12 protein-coding genes, 1 pseudogene and 1 riboswitch are annotated in these 15,408 nt (G+C 65.6%); of the genes and pseudogenes, 5 read left to right on the plus strand and 8 right to left on the minus strand.

All coding sequences use genetic code 11. The features are described 5' to 3' along the window. Positions 1–257: 257 nt before the first annotated feature. Both P0D89_RS03450 and P0D89_RS03455 read left to right on the plus strand, forming a co-directional pair. The gene (locus P0D89_RS03450; RefSeq protein ID WP_408358214.1) at positions 258–2,537 is read left to right on the plus strand and encodes a xanthine dehydrogenase family protein molybdopterin-binding subunit; all 2,280 of its coding nucleotides are present in this window, start codon (positions 258–260) and stop codon (positions 2,535–2,537) included. 61 nt (positions 2,538–2,598) lie between these two features. Then, complete coding sequence (locus tag P0D89_RS03455) at positions 2,599–3,060, plus strand: (2Fe-2S)-binding protein (RefSeq protein WP_408358213.1); 462 nt, start codon at positions 2,599–2,601, stop codon at positions 3,058–3,060. A gap of 240 nt (positions 3,061–3,300) precedes the next feature. Here P0D89_RS03455 and P0D89_RS03460 read toward each other — a convergent pair whose 3' ends face one another. From P0D89_RS03460 to P0D89_RS03490, 7 genes are all read right to left on the minus strand, one after another. Beyond that, positions 3,301–4,863, minus strand: coding sequence for an efflux transporter outer membrane subunit (locus P0D89_RS03460; RefSeq protein WP_408358212.1), 1,563 nt, complete (start codon positions 4,861–4,863; stop codon positions 3,301–3,303). Beyond that, positions 4,860–5,891 carry an efflux RND transporter periplasmic adaptor subunit gene (locus P0D89_RS03465; RefSeq protein WP_408358211.1) on the minus strand — a complete coding sequence of 344 codons (1,032 nt, stop codon included), beginning with the start codon at positions 5,889–5,891 and terminating at the stop codon, positions 4,860–4,862. Before P0D89_RS03465 ends, P0D89_RS03460 begins: the two co-directional genes overlap by 4 nt. Further along, on the minus strand, positions 5,888–6,097 hold the full coding sequence (locus P0D89_RS03470; RefSeq protein WP_408358210.1) for a DUF1656 domain-containing protein: 210 nt from the start codon (positions 6,095–6,097) through the stop codon (positions 5,888–5,890). Before P0D89_RS03470 ends, P0D89_RS03465 begins: the two co-directional genes overlap by 4 nt. Before the next feature lie 45 nt (positions 6,098–6,142). Beyond that, the gene (locus P0D89_RS03475) at positions 6,143–8,248 is read right to left on the minus strand and encodes an FUSC family protein (RefSeq protein ID WP_408358209.1); all 2,106 of its coding nucleotides are present in this window, start codon (positions 8,246–8,248) and stop codon (positions 6,143–6,145) included. A 6-nt stretch (positions 8,249–8,254) separates the two neighbouring features. Further along, on the minus strand, positions 8,255–8,818 hold the full coding sequence (locus P0D89_RS03480) for a MarR family winged helix-turn-helix transcriptional regulator (protein WP_408358208.1): 564 nt from the start codon (positions 8,816–8,818) through the stop codon (positions 8,255–8,257). Between the two features lie 207 nt (positions 8,819–9,025). Next, positions 9,026–10,684 carry an ATP-binding protein gene (locus tag P0D89_RS03485; RefSeq protein WP_408376079.1) on the minus strand — a complete coding sequence of 553 codons (1,659 nt, stop codon included), beginning with the start codon at positions 10,682–10,684 and terminating at the stop codon, positions 9,026–9,028. A 4-nt stretch (positions 10,685–10,688) separates the two neighbouring features. Next, a complete protein-coding gene (locus tag P0D89_RS03490; RefSeq protein ID WP_408358206.1) occupies positions 10,689–12,206 on the minus strand; it encodes an ATPase domain-containing protein in 1,518 nt (505 codons plus the stop codon). A gap of 289 nt (positions 12,207–12,495) precedes the next feature. Here P0D89_RS03490 and P0D89_RS03495 point away from each other — a divergent pair. Then, positions 12,496–12,940: pseudogene (locus P0D89_RS03495) on the plus strand (hypothetical protein). Between the two features lie 24 nt (positions 12,941–12,964). Here P0D89_RS03495 and P0D89_RS03500 read toward each other — a convergent pair. Further along, positions 12,965–13,579, minus strand: a complete 615-nt coding sequence (locus P0D89_RS03500; protein WP_408358205.1) for a histidine phosphatase family protein — start codon at positions 13,577–13,579, stop codon at positions 12,965–12,967. Between the two features lie 59 nt (positions 13,580–13,638). Continuing rightward, positions 13,639–13,840, plus strand: a riboswitch (cobalamin riboswitch). Between P0D89_RS03500 and P0D89_RS03505 the strand changes: the two genes are divergently transcribed. After that, positions 13,827–14,048: a CbtB domain-containing protein gene (locus P0D89_RS03505; RefSeq protein ID WP_408358204.1), complete on the plus strand. Its 222-nt coding sequence runs from the start codon at positions 13,827–13,829 to the stop codon at positions 14,046–14,048. (Overlaps the previous riboswitch by 14 nt.) Positions 14,049–14,059: 11 nt before the next feature. Continuing rightward, positions 14,060–14,800, plus strand: a complete 741-nt coding sequence (locus P0D89_RS03510) for a CbtA family protein (protein WP_408358203.1) — start codon at positions 14,060–14,062, stop codon at positions 14,798–14,800. Positions 14,801–15,408 lie beyond the last annotated feature (608 nt).

Below are 15,408 nucleotides of genomic sequence, written 5' to 3' on the forward strand. Positions count from 1 at the left end.
CGCCCGGTTGCACCGCACCGAACCGCCTCGAAGGGCTCCTCGCCGTTCCACGCATTTAATGAAACACCCCACGATTTCCCTCATCTCGTAGTGATCGCCTGATTTCCCCGCCCCGCGCCCGCCTCACCTGAGCAGACGAATTTAAGTCTCCCGTCTGCTCCTCCGTCTTATTACTATTCCGCAACAACACGCCAGGCGCCCCACGCGCTTTCGCAGCTTCCTTTGGTCATCATCGCGCAAGCTGATCGAGCCATGTCATGTTAAAGCGCAGAACCTTCCTGCTCGGCGGCGCCAGCGCGGTGGGCGCATTGCTGGTCGGCTGGTCGGTATTGCCGCCGCGGCAGCGCCTGACTACGTCGACGCCGCTGCCGGCGGAAGGCTCGCAAGTCGCGCTCAACGGCTGGGTCAAGATCGCCGCCGACAACAGCGTGACGATCATCATGTGCAAGGCGGAGATGGGCCAGGGCATCCACACCGGCCTTGCGATGCTGCTCGCCGAGGAACTCGACGCCGACTGGTCGCAGGTGCGGGTGGAAGAAGCGCCGATCGACAAGATCTACAACAGCATGCAGAACGTCATCGACGATCTGCCGTTTCGTCCCGACGACGACAGCGTCGTGAAACGCACCACAGTCTGGTTCACGCGCAAACTGGTGCGCGAGGGCGGCACGATGATGACGGGCGGTTCATCGAGCATCAACGATCTGTGGACGCCGATGCGAGAAGCCGGCGCCTCGGCGCGCGCGATGCTGATCGGCGCGGCGGCTTCGCAATGGAACGTGCCGCCCGGCGAATGCCGCGCTGCAAGCGCCCACGTGCTGCACGGGTCGGGCCATAAGGCGAGCTTCGGCGAACTGTCGTCGCTGGCCGCGCAGCAGGCGCTGCCGCGCAAGGTCACGCTGAAAAATCCCGCCGACTTCAAACTGATCGGCCAACCGGTGCGGCGTATCGAAGCCGCGTCGAAGATCAACGGCACGGCGCGCTTCGGCATTGACGCGCTTCCCGATGGCCTGCTGTACGCCAGCGTCGTGATGTGCCCGACGCTCGGCGGTACGGTTGCGCATTTCGACGCGACGCCCGCGCAAAAAATGCCGGGCTTCATCAAGGCGTTCGCGGTCGCGCCGTATGGCGGCGGCACCGGCGGCGTCGCCGTGATCGCGGAGAATCCGTTTCGCGCGATGAACGCGGCCAGCGCGATCGGCGCGACCGGCGTGACCTGGCAGGACGGCGCCGCTGCGACGCTGTCGAGCGCGGACACGCAGGCGCGCCTCGCGCGGGCGCTCGACGACAGCGACGGTTACGCGTACTTTCATCGCGGCGATGTCGACGCCGCGATGATCGGCGCGAAGCACACCGTCTGCGCCGAGTACTACGCGCCGTATCTCGCGCATGGCGCGGTCGAGCCGGTCAACTGCACCGTGCAGGTCGCGGACGGCTCGGCCACCGTGTGGGTCTCGACGCAGATGCCGGCGCTCGCGCGGGCGCACGTCGCCAAAGTGCTGGACCTCGACGCGGACAAGGTCGACGTGCAGACGCAATTACTCGGCGGCGCGTTCGGGCGGCGGCTCGAACTCGACTTCATCGCGCAGGCCGCGGCAATTGCGCGCGAGGGGGGCGGGCGTCCCGTGCAGACCATCTGGTCACGTGGGGAGGACTTCACGCACGACTTCTATCGGCCAGCGTGCGTGTCGCGGCTGAAGGCCGGCCTCGACGCGCATGGCAAGCTGGTCGCGTGGCACAGCACGTCGGCGGGTCAGGCGATCGTGCCAGAAGCGCTCAAACGCTACTACGGCGCGCCGCGCATTCCGATCGACAAAACCACCTGCGAAGGCGCGTTCGATCAACCGTACGAATGGCCTGCCGCGCGCGTCGCGCACAAGGTCGTCGAGTTGCCGGTACCGGTCGGCTTCTGGCGCTCGGTCGGTCATTCGCATCAGGCGTTCTTCACCGAGAGTTTCACCGACGAGGTCGCCGCCGCCGCCGGCCAGGACCCGATCGCGTTTCGCGCCGCGCTGCTCGTCGAGCATCCGCGTCATCTGGCGGTGCTAAAGCGCGTCGCTGTGTTGTCGGATTGGGGGCATCCGTTGAAGCGCGCGGCCGATGGCGCGCCGTGTGCACGCGGTGTCGCGCTGCATGAGGCGTTCGGCAGTGTCGTCGCGCAGGTGGCGGAGGTGTCGATCGGGCCGAAGCGGCAGATTCGCGTGCATCGGGTGGTGTGCGTGATCGATTGCGGCTTGCCGGTGAATCCGAATCTGATCCGTCAGCAGATGGAAGGCGGGATCGTATTCGGTTTGTCGGCCGCGTTGCAGGATGAGATCACGATCGTGAAGGGCCAGGTGCAGCAGAAGAACTTTGTCGATTTCCCGGTCGTGCGGATCGACGATTGTCCGGTGATCGAAACGGACATCATGCCGAGCCAGATGCATCCGCAGGGCGTCGGCGAACCAGGCGTGCCGCCGATCGCGCCCGCGGTGGCGAACGCGGTGTTCGCGCTGACCGGCACGCGTCTGTACACGTTGCCGTTGCGGCTGGCGTGACGCACGGCGCTTCGAACCTGCTTCACGGCGATACCAAAGCGCGGCGACTCGGGAGGCAAGCATGGGATCACTGAACATCAACGGCCGTGCGGTGGCGGTGCAGGCCGAACCGGATATGCCGCTGCTATGGGTGCTGCGCTGCGAACTAGGCATGACCGGCACCAAGTTCGGCTGTGGCGTGGGCATCTGCGGCGCGTGCACGATTCATCTGGACGGCGCCGCGTGCCTTGCGTGTCAGACGCTGATGTCGGGCGTGCGCACGCAGAAGATCACGACTATCGAAGGCGTGCAAGGCGCCGAAGCGCAGGCGTTGAAGGCGGCGTGGATCGATCTCGACGTGGTGCAGTGCGGCTATTGTCAGAGCGCGCAACTGATGGCGGCCTGCGCGCTGCTCAAACGCAAGCCCCATCCGACTGACGCCGATATCGACGCGGCGATGTCGAACATTGTGTGCCGTTGCGGCACGTATCCGCGAGTGCGGGCGGCGATTCATCAGGCGGCGGCGAAGCGCCGGCCGGCCTGAAGCCGTACCGGCGCGTGTTTCGCAAAGCTAAGCTGCTCGCTGTTGAACGCCGTGCGGGCTCAATTCGCCAGCATCTCCACGACGGTGACCACCACCGTGAAAATTCCGATGCATCCGCCCAATGTGACTACGCCTTGCATGAATGGCGACATACGTGACCCCGCAACGTGTGGTTGGTGTCCACGTATTTAACCGGAAATGAAAGGAAAAAGAAAGGTTATAAATAATAAATCGTAAGCATTAGGGGGCTTTTGCCCCCGTGGCCGTTGCCGCGGTCGGCACGGCCTTCGCCCCGGTCGGCACGGCCTTTGCCGATGCCGCAGCATGAGGCGCGGCGGCCCCGGCCGTGCCTGGCGCGCTCTGCGCATCGGTTTCCCAGCCGCCGCCTAGCGCGAGGAACAGGTTGACCTGATCGATCGCTACCTGGCCTTCCACTGCCGCCACCTGGGACTTCGTCGACGTCAGCGTGCGCGTCGCATCCAGATCGGAGATGAACGACTCGCGCCCGGCGAGATACAGCCGATGCGTTTCATCCGCCGACTCGGTCGCCGACTTCAGCGCGGCGCGCAATGAGTCGGCGCGCGCGTAGTCCGATGCATAGGTCGCGAGATTGGTTTCGGTCTCGCGCAGCGCGGTTAGCACCACGCCGTCGAACTTGGCGAGCGCCACCTGGCTGGACGCCTGCGCTTCGCGCACGCGGCCGCGCGCGCCGTTGGCCGGGAAGGTCCAGCTGATCAGCGGACCGAAGCCCCAACGCGCGGTGGCCGCCGAGCCGAGGTCTTCGAGAATCCCGGTCAGGCCCGCCGATGCCCCGATGCTCACCGTCGGATACAGCGCGCCCGTGGCGACGCCGATGCGCGCGGTCGAAGCTGCCAACTGACGCTCGGCCTCGCGCACGTCCGGGCGGCGCTTGAGCAGCGCGGCGCCGTCGCCGACTGGAATCGGCTGGCGGATTTGCGGTAGCCGGTCGCATGCCAGCACGGCCGGCGGCAGGTCGGACGGCGCGCGCGCGAGCAGCGCTGCGAGCCGGTATTGCGCGATTTTGCGCCGAGCCGTATAGCGCGGAATATCCGCCGACAACGTATCCACCTGGGTTTGCCCGCGCGTCACTTCGGTCTGATTGCCCCGGCCCGCGTCGCGTAGACGGCGTGACACGTCTACCCGCTGCTTCTGCAGCGTGAGCGATTGCTGCGCGATCCTCAGTTCTTCGGCGGCCGAGCATTGCTCGACATACGAGCGCACCACGTCCGCCACCACGGTGATCCGCGCGAGATCGCCGGCGGCCTCGACGGACTCGGTGTCCGCTTGCGCCGCTTCGACGCCGCGCCGCAGCTTGCCGAACAGATCGATCTCATACGCGACGCTGATGCCGATGTCGCCTTCATTGACGACCGGTACTTTCTCCGTGAGCAGAAACTGCTGGGCCGATATCTGCGCGCGCTCGACCAGCGCCGAGGCTTGGCCGGAGAAGCCGCCTTGCGCCTGGGCGACGCCCAGCGCTTCACGCGAGCGCGCGAGATTCGCCGCCGCGACGCGCAAGTCGGAGTTCGATTGCAGCGCCTCGTCGACGAGACCGTTGAGCACCGGATCGTCGTACAGCTTCCACCACACGGCGGGCACGTTGCCGGTCGAGGTCAGCGCGGGGTCGGCGCCTTCGATCGGCGCGTTGGCGAGCGGCGCATTGACGAGCGCCTGCTGCGGCAGCGAGTAGTTGGGGCCTACATTCATGCAGCCGTCGAGCGCGAGGGCGAGCGGCAACAAGGGCAACAGCGGCAGGAAGGGCAGGGTCCGCGACAGCTTCATTGCGAGGCGCCCGACGAAACCGCGACCGACGCCGGCTGTGCAGCTGACGCAGCCGGAACCGAGGACGTTGTCGCAGGGGAAGCCGAAGCCGCCGACGCATCCACTGCACCCGAAGCACCCACTGTCCCCGACGCCCCCACCGGCTGCCGCCTTCTCACCGGCGACAGATCACGCACCGACACCGTCGCGGTGCGTCCCGCGATCATGCGGAAGTCGGCGGGCACCTCGTCGAGTGCGACGCGCACCGGAATGCGCTGCGCGAGCCGCACCCAGCTAAATGCGGGATTGACGTTCGGCAGCAGGTTCGAGCCTTGCGTGCGGTCGCGGTCCTCAATGCCGGCGACGATGCTTTGCACGTGCCCGCGCAACGGGGTCGGCTCGCCCATCACCGTGATGTCGACCGGCTGGCCGATGTCGATCCCGCGCAGTTTGGTTTCCTCGAAATAGCCGTCGACGCGGAATGAATGCATGTCGACCACCGAGAGCACCGGTCGCCCCGCCGTGACGAATTCGCCGGCGCGCGGCGCACGATCGTTCAGATAACCGTCGACCGGGCTCAAGATCGTCGCGCGTTGCAGGTTCAGCCTCGCGGTGTCGATCGCCACGTTGGCATCGGCAAGCGCGGCTTCGCCCGCCTCGACGCGCGAGCGGCTTTCTTCCGCGACTTCCGCGGCGACCAGGTTGCCGAGCTTGCGGTTGCGCGCATCTTCGCGGCGCGCCTGATCGAGCGTCGCGCGGCGTTGCAGCGCGGTCGCCTGCGCCTGGCGCAGCGCCAGCGAGTAGCGGGCCTGATCGATGACGAACAGCACCTGGCCTTGCTTGACCTGCTGGTTGTCCACCACCTCGACCGACGACACCAGCCCCGAGATATCCGGCGCGACCTGGATCACGTCGGCGCGCACGTGTCCGTCGCGGGTCCACGGCGCGAACATGTAATAGGCGACGAGCTTCCACAGCACGAACGCTGCAATCACGACGACGATCAAGGTCAGCAGAATCTGACCGACGGAGAACCAGGTTTTTTTCACGTTATTAGTTTGTGCGAAACGACAACGACAAGGCCCAGCACCAGCACATAGATGCCGAGATCGAAGATGGAGCGATGCCAGACGAAGCGGTAAAAGCCCACGCGTGCTAGCACCGTGCGGATGACCAGATTGACCAGGTACGCGATCAACATCAGCACGAGCACGGCCGGCACGAACACCCCGAAGATGTCTATTTCACCGATCATCGCGGGAAGTCAGAAAGAGGTGGAGCGGGTTGCGGGACGGGCGCATCAGGCGGTGGCCTCCGGTTCGGGCGGCGTCGGTGTCATCAGCGTCGCCGGAAACAGCGATAGACGCAAGCCGACCAGCGCGTGCAGCGCGTCGCGCAGCTGGCGCGCCGAGGATTGCGATGTCGGGCTGGGCGCGCTGGCGTTGGCGAGCCCCAGCGCGGTTACGCGCGCGACGGCGGCATCGATCGACGACATCAGGCTCTCTGGCACCGGGCCGCGCTTACGGCGGTCGACGCAGTCCTCGTAGTAAATGCGTACTCCATCGAGAACATGGTTGATCGCGGCCGGCGCTTCGCCGCCTAGCTTGTGGGTCAGGCGCCGCAGGTCGAGCGCATTGAACGCGATGCGCAGATCACGGAAGCTTTCGATCGACGGATGACGGTGATCGTCAGTCGCGGCCAGGCGCGGGATCAGCTGCATCAGGCGGTCGAGCATACGCGCGGCGAGGTTGCGCTGGTCCTCGATCGGCCGTGCGGTCGTGGCGGTGAGCGCGACATCGGCCCAGCTCGAACGCAACAGGCGCGATGCTGCGAGTTCGGCGCCGAACGGGCGTGTCACGCGGGTCCACAGGTACGCGTAGAGCAGACCGGCGAGGCCCGCGAAATTGCTGTTCAGGAACGTGAGGAAGTTGGCGTCGTAAGCGTCCTGAATGCTGATGAAAGTGGCCGTGTTCACCGCGACCAGCACCGTCACCATGTTGAACTGCGGACGCGGGATCAGCGTGCCGACCATGATGAACGGCACCGCGAACAGGATGACCAACATCGGGAAGTCGTGCACGTGCGGCAGCACCGCGAACAGATAGATGCCCGCCGCCGCCACGCTGACGCCGGTCGCCAGGAAGAAGCGGAACACCATCGGCGCGGGTTCGTCGAGCGCGGCGAAGAAGCAGCAGGCCACCGCTGCCAGCGTCACCGCGCTGGCGCCGTCGTTCCAGCCCGAGCTGATCCACAGGCTGCACGCGAGAACGACCGCCGCGGCCGCCGAGGTGGTCGAGAACAGCATGATGCCGCGATCGTAGAAGCGCTCGGTGCCGCCGAGCCGCCAGTGGCGAAAGCGCGGCCGCCACGCGCCTTCTTCGCGCGTGATGATGATGCGCAGGGAGCGGCAGTCCTGCCATACGTCGATGACCTGCTTCATCCGCCATAGCGCGTTCGACAGCAGCGCGACGTCCCAGTTGGCGAGCGCGGCGGCCGGCGGGCGCATGGCCGCGATGCGCTCGCGCAGCGCGTTGGCGGTTTCGTCGGGGTGATAGCCCTGACTCACGGCGGGCGGCGGCGCCTCGAACCACTTGATGACGTCGGCGAGCAGCGCTTCGAGACCCTCGGGCCAGCTCTGACGGCCGCTGTTATACAGCGCGATCAGCGGATCGGCGAGCGACGAGATGATCGGCAGCAGCAGTTGCATGCGTCCGCGCAGTTCATGCGCGCGCGCCAGCAGGTCCGGCCGCGTGTGATCGTAGGCGAGCTGGCTCAGCAGCAATTCCAGACCGTTGCTGGTGGCCGCGAGCCGCTGCCGCGCGCCCGAGATCGCCGCGCCGGCAATCCGTCCGGACAGCGTTTCCGTCGCATAGAACGCGGCGTCGCGAAACCACGCGTCCGTGCGCTCGATGATGGTGGGCGCGAGCTTGCTCGGAAACAGCGCCCCGCCGACGATGCTCGCGCAGACGATGCCGACCAGGATTTCCTCGGTGCGGCTGACCGCCAGATCGAACACGCCGGCCGGATTGGTCACCGAGGGCAGCGCGATGATAGGCATCGTATAGGCGGCCAGCATGAACACGTAGCTGCGCGCGGTGCGGTCGGACACGGCGAGGTACAGCAGCGTGCCGGTCCATAGCGCGACGATCACGCTGAACAGATACGGCGATTCGACGAACGGCGGCACCAGCAGCACCGCGCCCGCCGCGCCGAGCGCGGTGCCCAGGGCCCGGTACAGCGCCTTCGAGCGGGTCGCTCCGACGAACGGATTCGACACGATATAGACGCTGGCCATCGCCCAGTACGGACGCGGCAGTTCGAACGCGAGACCGATATACAACGCGAGCATCGCGGCGGCAAAGGTCTTGACCGAGAACAGCCAGTCGCGCAGGGTGGGATAGACCATAAAGCGTTATGCCGGATCGGCGGTGTGATGCGGTGCCGCTGCGTCTGCTTCGCCTTTGCCGGGACTGGGCGCCTTGGCGGCTTTGCGGGTCTTGCCAGTGGCCGGCGCGGGCTCGGCGCCGCGTTGCTCCGCGCGCCCGGCGGCATCCGTCGTGAAGGCGTTCAGCACGCGCAAGGCCGCTTCGAGATCGCTGCGCGATACGCCTTTGAGCGCCTGCGCCCGCAGCGTGACCAGTTCTTCTTCCATTTTCGCCGTGACGGCGCGGCCTTCGTCGGTGAGCGCCACGGTTTTCGCGCGGCGGTCCTCGGGATCTTCTTCGCGGCGCATCAGGCCCGCCGCGCACAGTTGATCGAGCAGCCTCACGAGCGACGGCCCCTCGATGCCGATGTGATCGGCCAGCGTGACCTGGCGCACCGCCGAGCCGAGCCGGCTGGCGGTCAGAAGCGGCGTGGCGCACGCCTCGGAGACGTTGAAGGCCGCCAGCACGCCATGGCTCGTGCGCCGCCACTTTCTGGCAGCGACAACCAGGGTGCTGCTGACGGTGCGGCGCAGGACATCGAGATTTGGCATGGCCGGTATTGTATTTCCAAAATATTCGTTAGCAAACTATTGAATTGGAAATTGTTGCCGGGCCGGGACAGTCTGCAAGCGGAATGTGACAACGGTTCTACGGTCGGCGGGCTCGGGTCGGAACGGCGCGTGCATGGCCATTGACCTGGCGGTCCGGCTGGCCGGTCATCATGAGTTAGTCGAAGCGAGCCTGAAGCGCGGGAGCGGTTAAGCCGCCAGCCCAAGCCGCACGGTTCGCGCCAGATCGTCGAGCTGAAACGGTTTGCGCAGGATCGTGCAGCGCTTCACCGCCAAGCCGGAAATGTCCACGTCCGCGTAACCGGTCGCGAGAATCACCGGCAAATCCTCGCGCAATTTGCGCGCCTCGGCGATGACGTCGATCCCGTTCATGCCCGGCATCGCGAAGTCGACCACCAGCAGGTCGGGTTTGTCGTCCTGCAAGCGGCTCAGGCCGGCTTGTCCGTCCGCTGCTTCGGTCACGGTATAGCCGAGCATGCGCAGCGACTCGACCAGCATGGCCCGCACCTCGCCGTCGTCTTCGACCACCAGGACGCGTTTTTCACCGACCGCGTTCGCTTCGGCGTTGGATGCCGTCTCGGTCTGCGGGACCGCGCGTTCGCGCAACGGCAGCCAGATCTCCACGGTGGTGCCCGCGCCTTCTTCGCTGAAGAGACGCGCAGTGCCGCCCGCCTGGGTCGCGATGCCGTAGACCTGGCTCAGGCCGAGTCCCGTGCCCTTGCCGATCGGCTTGGTGGTGAAGAATGGATCGAACACGCGTGACACGACGTCGGGCGGCACCCCCGAACCGCTGTCGGCGACTTCGACCACCACGTAATGCCCGTCGTTGAGCAACTGATCGGGCGCCGCGCGTTCCTTCACGCGAATGCCGAGCTGGCCGCCGGCCGGCATCGCGTCACGCGCGTTGATCGCGAGATTGAGGATGGCCAGTTCCAGCTGGTTGGCGTCCGCATGCGTCCACATCTCGTTGCGGTCGAACTCGTTGGTGTAGCGGATGCTCGATCCGAGCGACACCGTGATGATGTCGCGCATGCCTTGCAGCAGCGCGACCACGTCCACCGCTTTCAGATCGAGGTTGCTGTTGCGCGAGAAGGTCAGCAACTGGCCCGTCAGTTTCGCGCCGCGTTCGGTCGCGCGTTTGACGGTGGCGGCCATGCCGCGAATGCGTTCGTCGCCGCTGACCCGCGCGATCAGCTCGGCGTTGACCATGATCACGTTCAGCAGATTGTTGAAGTCGTGCGCGATGCCGCCGGTGAGCTGCCCGAGCGCTTCCATCTTCTGCGATTGCACCAGCACCGCCTGCACTTTGGCGCGCTCGTGAATCTCCATCATCAGGCGGTTGTTCGCGGACGCGAGTTCATGCGTGCGTGCGGCGATGCGGCTTTCCAGCGAATCGTTCAACTGCACCAGCGCTTCCTGCGCCTCGATCCGTTCGGCGAGATGGCGGCGCGATTCGTACTGCCGCGCGCGCGCCCGCAGCGACGACGCCACCGCGCGCCGCAGCGTTTCCGAATTCAGCGGACGTTCGAGCACGACGACGTTGCCGAGCCGCTCGAGCACTTCGAGCCCGCGGGCGGAGCGCTGCCCGACGCGCGATGCCGCGAGGAGGATGAACGGAAAGTCGGACCATGCCGGCTGTTTTTCGAGCCATGCGAACAGGCGCGACGCATGCTCGCCGGCCAGCGCTTCCTCGGCGATCAGCGCAGCGCCCGCGCCGGCGTCGAGCGCGGCGGAAAGCGCATCGGCGTCGCGGAACGCCACGCACGCGCGCTCGTCCTTATGCAGGACCTCGGCAATCACATCGGCGTCGCGGCCGAACGGCGCGAGAATCAGGACGCATTGCTCCATGACCTTACTGCCCGGGCGTGGCGATGATGCGGTCGGTCGCGCCGAGCAGGGCGGTGCTGCCGCGATAGGACGGCAGGCCGGACAGCACGCCCTCGAAGTCGCGCAGCGCTTCGCCCACTTCCACGCCGCCGCTGCCGAGACGGAACTGGCGGATCGAGCGTTCGTGGGCATTCGCCCGGCTCTTCACGGCGGTCACCGCGGTCAGCACTTCGCCGTGGTGCTCGAAGTAGCGGAACAGCACGACGACGTCGCTCAGATAGCTGATGTCGATATCGTTCTGCACTTCGCCGATGATGCCGTGCTGGCCTAGCACCAGCATCGTGATGATGCCTTGCTGGTTCAGATAGCCGAGCAGCTCGTGCATTTGCAGCAGCAGGTAGCGCTCGCCGGGCATCGCCTGGAGATAGGCGTTCAGGCTGTCGATCGCGACATAGCGCGCGCCCTTCTTCTCGACCGAGTTGCGCACGTCGCTCGCGAATTCGCCCGGCGAGATTTCCGCCGGGTCGATCTGGCGCAGCGTCAGCAGACCGCTCTCGACGTACGGCGCGAGTTGCATGCCGAGCGTGGCGCAGCGGATCATCAGCGTGGTGAGCGTTTCGTCGAACACGTAGTACACACAGCGCTCGCCTCGCGCGAGCGCCGCGAGCAGACACGAGACCACGGTGGTGGTCTTGCCGACGCCCGACGGGCCGATCATCAGCGCATTGGTGCCGGGGATCAGGCCGCCGCCGAGCAGGGCGTTCAGACCCGGCGTGCCGGTGCTGACCACTTCCTTGTCGAATTGCGTGTGGTGCTCGGCCGCGACGAGACGGGGATACACATGGATGCCGCCGGTGTCGAGCGTGAAGTCGTGGAAGCCCTCGCGGAATTTGATGCCGCGCATCTTCGCGATGCGCGCGCGGCGCCGGTTGCCGCCGTAGTCGTGGGTGATGTTGTCGAGGCTGATCACGCCGTGCGCGATGCTGTGCAATTGCACGTCGCCGGGAGCCGACGAGTTGTCGTCGAGCAGCAACACCGTGCATTCGCGGGTCGCGAAATAGCGTTTGAGCGCGAGAATCTGCCGCCGGTAGCGCAACGGGTTCTGCGACAGCAGGCGCAACTCGGAGAGACTGTCGAGCACGATGCGCGCGGGTTTGAGGTCGTCAACCTGTTTGATCACATCGCGCACGGTCTCGCCTAGTTCGACTTCGGCGGGATGCAGCACGGACTGCTCGTATCGCGGGTCGAGGCCTTCGTCGGAGAGCAGTTCGAGGATCGCGAAGCGGGTCACATCCCAGCCATGGCTCTCGCCGACCGCCAGCAATTCGGCGCGAGTTTCGGACAGCGTGATGTACAGGCCGACCTGGCCTTCCTCAACGCCCTTGAGTAGGAATTGCAAGGCCAGGGTGGTTTTACCTGTACCCGGTGCGCCTTCCACGAGGTACATCCGATGAGGCGTGAGGCCGCCGCCCAGGATGTGGTCGATTCCTTCGATTCCGGAAGACAGACGCTTCGGTGCGTCTGCGGCAGGTATGTTTGGCATGGTGTAGCGTTGTGGTCGAATTGAGTGGCGGGCGATTGCTCAGCCGGTACGGCGCAAACGCAATTTGTGTGCCATTGAGTTGTTTGAGGTGTGCGGGCTCATGCGGGGGATGACGCGTGGGAGCGCTGTGGAGTCGACGCAGTGCTTTGGGCGGAGGAACGGGACGGGCGTCGGTGGGCGGCGGGGCCATGCCTTGGCACAGAGCGTGCTGACACGGCCATACCACGCTGGTTGCGCTGGTTGGTGTCAATGCCAACCCGTTGGCTTCTTGCGAAGGGCCACGCCCAATATGAACAGAACCCGACTATTCGCCACCGGACTTGCCGTTGCAACGCTCGGCGCGCTGCCGCCGGCCCGCACCGCCTATGCCGACGATGCGCCCAGCCCGTGCGCATCGCTCAAACGGATCGTGGCGGCCGCGCCGGACGGCCTCGCCTCGTTGACCCCGGACGACGGCAAAGGCGTCGCGCAACCGTACGGCGACGACGCGCAATGTTCTCCGAGCCATCGCAGCTTTCAATGCATGTGGACGCCGCATCACGATGCCGGTTCGAATGCGGACGCGCTAGAGGCGGTGGCGGCGGACATCGCGTCGTGCTTGCCGGACGCGACGCACGATCAGAACCCGCCAGGCCGCCAGCATTTTTATCTAGGCGCGAAGGGCCGGCGCACCGACATCACGCTGACGCCCGCGGGGTCGAACAGGTTGCCGGCTGGTGGTGTCGGGTAAGTGAGGCGCGAGGCGGCCACGGTGCATATCAGATCGAGGCCGGTGATGCCGGCCACCATGTCCAGCCGCGTTGTGAATGACGCAATTCGATCACCGACAGGGGGCCGATCTCGATACGCGGAAACACCGACGGCGATGCCCCGAGCGCATGCACGACCGCTGCCCGCAGCAGCGGCGCATGCGTGATGGCGACGATGTTGGACGCATGGTTCGGCTTCGAGGGGTTGCTAGCCGTGTCCTTGATCGCAGCGTGCCGTGCGTCGAGCCATATCCCCATGCGCTTCACTAATTCACTGAACGACTCGCCGCCGTGCGGCGCCGCGTCCGGATCGCGCGTCCATGCGGCTAGCGCCTCTGGCGCCTCAACGGCGAGCTCGGCGAGGCGCCGGCCTTGCCAGCTACCGTAGTTCATATCCGCCAGAGTCTCGTCGATCATCGCGGCGAGGCCGAGCGCCAACGCGGTTTCGCGCGCGCAAGCGGCCGGGCTGGCGAAGACCGCCGCGTCGCCGGGAAGCGCGACGCGCGCACGTGCGGCCTCAACTTCCGCGAGGCCGCGGGCATCGAGCGGATCGTCGGCGGGAAAGCGGCCGGCGCGCTGCGCGGCCGTCGATGCGTGGCTGACCAGTAAGAGTCGCGCGTCCATTCGGTTCGTTTCCATTGATGACACGTCGGTGCGTATCGCATGGACACGCCGGCTTCGCGTGCCTTTGCGTTCACGAAGGCCGAAGTTTAGCGCGTAGAATAGCGGGACTGCGAAGCACGGAAGCCGGTGAGAGCCCGGCGCGGTCGCGCCACTGTAATCGGCACTTCGAGCCGAAAGCCAGACCTGAACTTCGCACCAATCCTCTGCAATCTGCTTTCGGGGCGCGCTACCCCAGGAGATGTCCATCATGACTGAAGCTGTCTACGATCCCGCTTCCCAGCCCGTTGCTCAACCCACGCCGATTCCGCTGCGCGAGTTGCTGCCCTGGGTCGTGTTCGGCGGTTTGCTGCTGTTGCTCGCGCTTTACTTCGTTGGGGCGGAACAGGGCGCCACGTCGCTGGTGCCTGGCATGTACGTGCATGAGTTCGTGCACGACGGCCGCCATCTGCTCGGCTTTCCCTGCCACTAACGGAGTCGAATATGGTTGGTAAATTGTTGGTACGCGGGATGCTCGCAGGCATCGCCGCGGGATTGCTCACGTTCGGCTTCGCCAGATTGATGGGCGAGCCGCAGGTCGATCAGGCGATCTCATTCGAAGAGAAGGCCGACGCCGCTAAAGGCGAGGCTCCCGAGCCCGAATTGGTGAGCCGCGAAACGCAAGCGGGCCTGGGCTTGCTGACGGGCGTGGTGACTTACGGCGCGGCGTTCGGCGGCTTGTTCTCGCTGGTGTTCGCGTACGCGTATGGTCGGGCGGGGGCGCTGAGTGTGCGCGCGCTGTCCGCATGGCTCGCGCTCGGCGCGTTCATCGCGCTGGTGATCGTGCCGAACATCAAGTATCCGGCGAATCCACCTTCGGTCGGCGATCCTGAAACGATTGGCACGCGCACCGGGCTGTTCTTTCTGATGATCGCGATCTCGCTGGCCGCGATGATGTTTTCGCTGAAGGTGCGGCGTCGCGCGGTGATGAAGCTCGGTGCATGGAACGGCTCGATCGTGGCGGGGGTGGTGTTCGTCGCGATTATCGTGGCGGTGCAGTTGTCGATGCCGGCCATCAACGAAGTGCCGGCGGCTTTCCCGGCGGTGCTGCTGTGGAAGTTCCGCGTCGCGGCGATCGGCATGCAGGTGATCATGTGGGCGACGATCGGGCTGCTGTTCGGCGCGCTGGTCGAGCGGAGCGCTGTCATGCATTCGAATGGGCGCCGGGTGGTGAAGTCGGCTTGAGGTTTGTCTTAAGCTGGCTTGGCCGCGCAACCGCGGAGGCGGTTGGGCGGCGCGAGCAAAGCCCAACATCGTATTTGCATCAAGGACTTGGGCGGGTTGTGGAAGGGTTGTCCACAGGCTTGTGCCCAAAAATTGGGGATAACGTTGGGCCATTACCCCGATACGCTGCGCGTAGAACACGTCGATGATGCTGGGATAAGAACTTCTGTCAGAACCCATGGCAAGTGAAACGTTCATGGCAACCTTCCGGAAGTCTAGGCTCTAGTAGTGAATCTTTGGCTAATAGCGTAAGCACGCGCTCTTGTTGCATCCGGGGAAACTTCTGACGGTGTTCCTCAGGAATCAAACGCCGCGCCATCGAGCTGGAATGAATGCGCCTGGTCTGAGAGTGTCGAGCTCTCGGCGCGGGCGTGTATATCCCCGGTGTCTTCCAGAAACAGGTAGCTAATCGTCAAGGGCGGCGGCCGAAAATGCGACGTCTTACGAAGCATGCAATTATATCGGATGCCTAACTAATTAGATGCTGTCGCTGCAGTGCTCAATTTTTGATCTTCTCAACTTTCTGAAAATAATTGCGCGGAAGGGGTTGACGGGGTGCGGGCTGCATC

It is taken from the genome of Paraburkholderia sp. RL18-085-BIA-A (genome assembly GCF_046027075.1).
GTDB lineage: Bacteria > Pseudomonadota > Gammaproteobacteria > Burkholderiales > Burkholderiaceae > Paraburkholderia.

Excerpts from the sequence above, each read along its gene's own strand:
- P0D89_RS03455 (WP_408358213.1), top strand. The coding sequence starts at position 2,599 with ATGGGATCACTGAACATCAACGGCCGTGCGGTGGCGGTGCAGGCCGAA.
- P0D89_RS03485 (WP_408376079.1), bottom strand. The coding sequence starts at position 10,684 with ATGGAGCAATGCGTCCTGATTCTCGCGCCGTTCGGCCGCGACGCCGAT.
- P0D89_RS03505 (WP_408358204.1), top strand. The coding sequence starts at position 13,827 with ATGACTGAAGCTGTCTACGATCCCGCTTCCCAGCCCGTTGCTCAACCC.
- P0D89_RS03480 (WP_408358208.1), bottom strand. The coding sequence starts at position 8,818 with ATGCCAAATCTCGATGTCCTGCGCCGCACCGTCAGCAGCACCCTGGTT.
- P0D89_RS03490 (WP_408358206.1), bottom strand. The coding sequence starts at position 12,206 with ATGCCAAACATACCTGCCGCAGACGCACCGAAGCGTCTGTCTTCCGGA.
- P0D89_RS03475 (WP_408358209.1), bottom strand. The coding sequence starts at position 8,248 with ATGGTCTATCCCACCCTGCGCGACTGGCTGTTCTCGGTCAAGACCTTT.
- P0D89_RS03500 (WP_408358205.1), bottom strand. The coding sequence starts at position 13,579 with ATGGACGCGCGACTCTTACTGGTCAGCCACGCATCGACGGCCGCGCAG.
- P0D89_RS03460 (WP_408358212.1), bottom strand. The coding sequence starts at position 4,863 with ATGAAGCTGTCGCGGACCCTGCCCTTCCTGCCGCTGTTGCCCTTGTTG.
- P0D89_RS03510 (WP_408358203.1), top strand. The coding sequence starts at position 14,060 with ATGGTTGGTAAATTGTTGGTACGCGGGATGCTCGCAGGCATCGCCGCG.
- P0D89_RS03450 (WP_408358214.1), top strand. The coding sequence starts at position 258 with ATGTTAAAGCGCAGAACCTTCCTGCTCGGCGGCGCCAGCGCGGTGGGC.
- P0D89_RS03470 (WP_408358210.1), bottom strand. The coding sequence starts at position 6,097 with ATGATCGGTGAAATAGACATCTTCGGGGTGTTCGTGCCGGCCGTGCTC.